The sequence below is a fragment of the Ramlibacter sp. WS9 genome (genome assembly GCF_003797765.1).
Lineage (GTDB): Bacteria > Pseudomonadota > Gammaproteobacteria > Burkholderiales > Burkholderiaceae_C > Ramlibacter.
The window spans coordinates 1-4,470 of record NZ_RKMB01000070.1 but is presented as its reverse complement, the minus strand read 5'-3'; the positions used below and the strand labels follow the sequence as shown (position 1 = coordinate 4,470).

5 protein-coding genes are annotated in these 4,470 nt (G+C 64.9%); 2 read left to right on the top strand and 3 right to left on the bottom strand.

The genetic code is table 11. From position 1 onward, the window contains the following. A partial coding sequence (locus EEB15_RS32860; protein WP_158290298.1) for a substrate-binding domain-containing protein occupies window positions 1–167 on the top strand: 167 nt, incomplete at its 5' end. A gap of 28 nt (window positions 168–195) precedes the next feature. On the opposite strand, the gene EEB15_RS32855 is transcribed toward EEB15_RS32860, so the two are convergent. From EEB15_RS32855 to EEB15_RS32845, 3 genes are read right to left on the bottom strand one after another with little or no spacing between them, the layout of a single operon-like run. Continuing rightward, entirely contained in the window at window positions 196–993 is a 798-nt protein-coding gene (locus EEB15_RS32855) for an enoyl-CoA hydratase-related protein (protein ID WP_233259727.1), read from the bottom strand. 40 nt (window positions 994–1,033) lie between these two features. Further along, window positions 1,034–2,605, bottom strand: coding sequence for an acyl-CoA synthetase (locus tag EEB15_RS32850; RefSeq protein ID WP_141514202.1), 1,572 nt, complete (start codon window positions 2,603–2,605; stop codon window positions 1,034–1,036). Between the two features lie 13 nt (window positions 2,606–2,618). Next, window positions 2,619–3,632, bottom strand: coding sequence for a nitronate monooxygenase family protein (locus EEB15_RS32845; RefSeq protein ID WP_141514201.1), 1,014 nt, complete (start codon window positions 3,630–3,632; stop codon window positions 2,619–2,621). Window positions 3,633–3,911: 279 nt separating this feature from the next. Here EEB15_RS32845 and EEB15_RS32840 point away from each other — a divergent pair. Further along, window positions 3,912–4,470 (top strand): ABC transporter substrate-binding protein (locus EEB15_RS32840; protein ID WP_233259726.1); only part of this gene is annotated, 559 nt, incomplete at its 3' end.

The window sequence follows — 4,470 nt, the reverse complement described above, 5'->3', positions numbered from 1 at the left end:
TGACCGGAAGCGACCAGATGCTGCCGCCGCTGACCACGGTGCGCACGCCGCGCGCCGAGATCGGCACCGCCGCGGCCGGCATGCTGCTGACGCTGATGCGCGGCGAGACTCCGCCTGCCAGCTGCATTGACCTGGGCTACGAGGTCGTGGTGCGGCAGAGCACCTGAGGAACGAGCCGCGCCAGCGAGAGCGCGCTCATTGACCCGTGAAGACCGGCGCCCGTTTGTGGAAGAACGCCTCCACGCCTTCCGCGAAATCCTTGGTATCTGCACACTCCAGGAATCCATCGTTCTCTGCGTCGAGCTGCGCGCCCAATTCGTTGTCGAAGGCCCCGCGCATCAGCTGCCTGATACGCCCATAGGCTCGTGTGGGGCCATTGGCGAGGCGCTCCACCAGCCGTCGTGTTTCGGCCTGCAGATCGGCCTCGGGCACGACGCGGTTGACGAGCCCGATTTGCAGTGCTTGCGCCGCGTCCAGGGTTGGCCCGAGCAAAGCTATCTCCAGCGCCTTGTTCAGGCCGACCGCCCGCGGCAATGCCCACGACGCCCCGCAGTCGCAACTGGCACCGATTCCCGGGTAGGCGAAGCTCAAGCGCGTGTTGTCCGCGGCGACCACCAAGTCCGCGGCAAGCATCACGCCCAGCCCACCTCCCGCCACCGCGCCATGAACACTCGCGACCACGGGCGCACGCAGGCCTGCCAGCAGCCGCAGCCCGCCGTGCATGCCTGCGATGAGCCGCTCAGCCACCGCCCTGGCGTTCCCGCGCATCGACGCCAGGTCCCCGCCCACCATGAATGCCCGGCCCTCGCCGGAGATCCATACGGCACGCACCTCGGGATCATCCGCAATGGCCTGGCAGGCTCGCGAGAAGGCCGCAGCGAATTGAACATCGATGGCATTGCGCTGTTCAGCGTGATTGAAGCGAAGATGCGCCACGGCGCCTTCGCGCCAATGCTGAACGATTGCGCGTTCGTCGTACGCGTGCTTGACCACGACAGTCTCCAGGTGATGTGAACTTGCTGAACTCGAGGGCTCAGCCGGCGTAGTGCCCATCGAGTTGCTGGCGCAGCTCGCGCTTGAGCAGCTTTCCGCTCGGGTTCTTGGGCAGGCTGTCGACGATCGCCACGCCCTTGGGCACCTTGAAAATCGCCAGGCAGCCGCGGCAGTGGGCAATGACTTCTTCCTCCGACACCGATTGCCCCGCCTTCGGGACGACGATGGCGGTCACCGCTTCGACCCAGTGCGGATGCGGCAGGCCGATCACCGCGACTTCGGAAACCCCCGGCATTCGGTAGATGGCTTCTTCCACCTCGCGGCTCGCCACGTTCTCGCCACCGGTCTTGATCATGTCCTTTTTGCGATCGACAATGCTGATGTAGCCCTCGTCGTCGATCGTGGCGAGGTCGCCGCTGTGAAACCAGCCGCCGGCGAACGCGGCGCGGGTGCGTTCCTCGTCTCGAAAGTAGCCGCTGAGCAGTTGCGGCGAGCGGTGAACGATCTCGCCGATCTCGCCTGGCGCCACGTCACGCATCTCTTCGTCGACGATGCGTGTCTCGACATTGAGGACCGGCTTGCCCGCCGAGCCGGGCTTGCGCTGCTGATCCTCGGGTTTGAGCACGGCCGCCAGCGGCGCTATCTCGGTCTGGCCGTAGAAGTTCCACAGCCGTACTGCCGGCAGCCGCTGCTGCAGCTCGCGCAGCACCTCGACCGGCATGATGGACGCGCCGTAGTAGCCCTTGCGCAGCGTCGACAAGTCCCAGTGGTCGAACGCCCGCGACCGCAGCATCGAGATCCACACCGTCGGCGGCGCGAAGAACGAAGTGATGCCGTGTCCCTCGATCAGCCGCAGCAGGTTCTCGGGTATCGGCCTGGCGGTGATCACGCTGGTGGCGCCGAGGTAGACGGCCGGACCCAGGAAGCAATCGAGCTGCGCGCAGTGGTACAGCGGCAGTGAGTGCAGCACGCGGTCGTCGGCGCTCATCTCGCCGTCGATGATGCAGCTCACGTATTGCCAGATCACCGCGTCGTGCGTCAGCATCGCGCCTTTGGGCAGCGATTCGGTGCCGCTGGTGTAGACGATCTGGGCCAGATCGGTGCCGCGCACGTAGACGGCCGGTGGTTCGCCGGTACTGGCGGCGAGCTCGTGGAAGCTGAGCATGCCGGGGGCTGCATCGCTCGGGCCTTCGCTGGGCAGCCAGAGGAAGCGCTCGATACGCGTATCGAGCGCCGCGGCCGCGCGTCCCAGTTCCGCCAGCTCGCTGTCGACCGCCAGCAGGCGCGCGCCGGCGTGGCGCAGGATGTAGGCGGCCTCGTCGGCCTTCAGCATGAAGTTGACCGGCACCAGCACGGCACCCAGCCGCGCCAGGGCGAATCGCAGAGCCGCGTAGGCGTGCGAGTTGCGCGCCAGCACCGCGACGGTATCGCCCGTCGCGACGCCTGCCGCTGACAGGCCGGCGGCCAGCTGATGACAGACCTGGTCGAACTCGGCATAGGTCCATCGCGTTTCGCCGCAAAGGATCGCGGGCTTGCCGCCGTGGCGGCGCGCGCTGCGTCGCAGCAGGTCGCCCAGGCTCTGGCCGCCTGCGGAAGACGAGGAGGTTTGCATGCCTGAGTCCTGCTCAGACCAAGGCCGGATTCGACCGGCTGCGCGTGACGCCTTCCAGCAGCATGGGGCCGAGGCGGCGCCGAATCAATGCGTCGGCCTCGGCCATGATCCTGTCGATCAGTTCCTTCACTGTTGGAATGTCGTGAATCAGGCCGGCGACCATGCCGCAGCTCCAGGCGCCGACTTCCATCATTCCCTCCACCATGACCTTGGGGTAAACGCCCGCGACCTGCTCGTAGATGTCGGAGATCTGCAGCGCGCTGCCCTTTTCTCGCTCGATCTCCAGCAGCCGTTCGACGCCGGCGTTTTTGAGCACTCGCTCGGTATTGCGCAGCGACCGCATCACCAGGCGCGTGTCAAGCTCCGACGCGGCGACCAGTGCGTCCTTGACGTTCTGGTGCACTGGCGCTTCCTTCGTCGCCAAAAAGCGGGTGCCCATGTTGATTCCCTCTGCCCCGAGGGCCAGTGCAGCGACCAGGCTGCGGGCATCCGCCATGCCGCCGGAAGCCACGAAGGGAATGCTCAGTTCATCGGCCGCTCGTGGCAGCAGGATCATGTTGGGAACATCGTCTTCGCCGGGGTGCCCACCGCACTCGAAGCCGTCGACACTGACCGCATCGCAGCCGATCTGCTGGGCCTTCAGTGCATGCCGTACTGAGGTGCATTTGTGAATGACCTTGATACCGGCGGCCTTGAACGCCGCCATGTACGGCTCCGGGCTTCGGCCGGCAGTCTCCACGATTCGAATGCCCCCTTCGGCAACGGCGGCGATGTACTCGGGGTAGGGGGGCGAGGAGAACGTCGGCAGGAACGTCAGGTTGACACCGAAGGGCTTGTCGGTCATTTGGCGGCACCGCGAAATCTCCTTGGCCAGGAGCTCGGGCGTCTTTTGGGTGAGGCCGGTGAGCATGCCGAGGCCCCCGGCCTGCGAAACCGCGGAGGCAAGCTCGGCAAGCCCGACAAAGTGCATGCCGCCCTGGATGATGGGGTGCTCGATCCCGAACAGTTCCGTGATTCGTGTCTTCATGCCATCACTCTATGCCGCGTCGCTTGGGACGATCCCACCCGGTACGGGTGGGTGAGACGCGGTCCGCGAGCAAGCGGATTGCCGGAAGGCCAGGCTTTGCGCGGACTGAGGCAATATCACGCACTCGCCTAGGGGTTAACCCCGAAATCGGCAAATCCATCTTGTTATTTGAAGCGCTTCAAATTACACTTTTGCTTGTGTAATGACAGCGAAATTGTCTAATACATTGTTTATTGTTTGAATCGCTTCAAATTTAACCCAACTCTGTAGGAGTTCTCAGTGCCACGTTTCATCAAACGCTTCGCTACAGCCTTCGCCAGTGCCTCGGTCCTGGCACTCGCAGCGGCTGGCCCTGCACACGCGCAGGAAATCAGGATCGGTGCCCTCTATCCCCTTAGTGGCGGGCTCGCGCTGCTCGGCGAGGAGAGCTTTCGCGGAACAGAGATCGCCATCGCGGAGCGCAACGCTGCCGGTGGCATCAACGGTCAGAAGATCACATTGGTGAAGGCCGATGCGGTCGACGCCAACCAGGCCGTGGGGGAGGCGCGGCGCCTGACTTCGGTCGAGAACGTGGTGGCCGTGTTCGGAAGCTATGCGTCCGGCGTCTCCTCCGCAGCGACGCAGGTCACCGAGCTGGCGGGCGTGCCTTACTTCGAACTGGGCGCTGTGGCTGACACGATCACGGGCCGCGGTTTCAAGTACGTCTTCCGTAGCAACTCGACGGCCAAGACCTTTGCCAGCCGCAGCGTCGAGTCCATCGTCCAGGTTGTTGCGCCTTCCCTCAAGGCCGATCCGAAGAGCCTGAAGATCGCCATCGTTTACGAAGACGGCCCTTACG

What these genes read in the sequence shown, in the direction of transcription:
- EEB15_RS32850 (WP_141514202.1), bottom strand. Translation starts at nt 2,605, where the DNA reads ATGCAAACCTCCTCGTCTTCCGCAGGCGGCCAGAGCCTGGGCGACCTG.
- EEB15_RS32845 (WP_141514201.1), bottom strand. Translation starts at nt 3,632, where the DNA reads ATGAAGACACGAATCACGGAACTGTTCGGGATCGAGCACCCCATCATC.